The 353-nt window shown below is 64.9% G+C and carries 1 protein-coding gene; it reads left to right on the forward strand.

Going from position 1 to position 353, the window contains the following annotated elements; all coding sequences use genetic code 11:
* The coding region (locus tag PQR32_RS42225; RefSeq protein WP_408241845.1) for a TolC family protein at positions 1-353 on the forward strand (353 nt) is incomplete at both ends.

Raw genomic sequence — 353 nt, forward strand, 5'->3', positions numbered from 1 at the left:
GAAGCACGGGCAATGAATCAGGCTGCGCGCGCGGGTCTGTTCCCCTCGCTCGACGCCGGTTTCGGGCCGACGAGGCAGCGGGTATCGGCCGCTTCTCTCTTTGAGTCGGACGGCACGAATGTGCCACAGCAGACGTTCTGGCGCGCTCAGGCCAGTGCTTCCTACGAAGTGGACCTGTTCGGTCGTGTCGCGTCGACGGTCGACGCGGCGCGCGCCGACACGCAGCGCAGTGAGGCACTCTTCCGCTCAGTGATGCTCGCACTGCAGGCCGACGTTGCGCAGAACTACTTCGCGCTGCGTGAGCTCGATGCCGAGTCCGAGGTGTTCAGGAACGCTGTTGACCTCAGACAGCA

The sequence above is a fragment of the Paraburkholderia dipogonis genome, assembly GCF_046027395.1.
In the GTDB taxonomy this organism is placed as follows: domain Bacteria; phylum Pseudomonadota; class Gammaproteobacteria; order Burkholderiales; family Burkholderiaceae; genus Paraburkholderia; species Paraburkholderia dipogonis_A.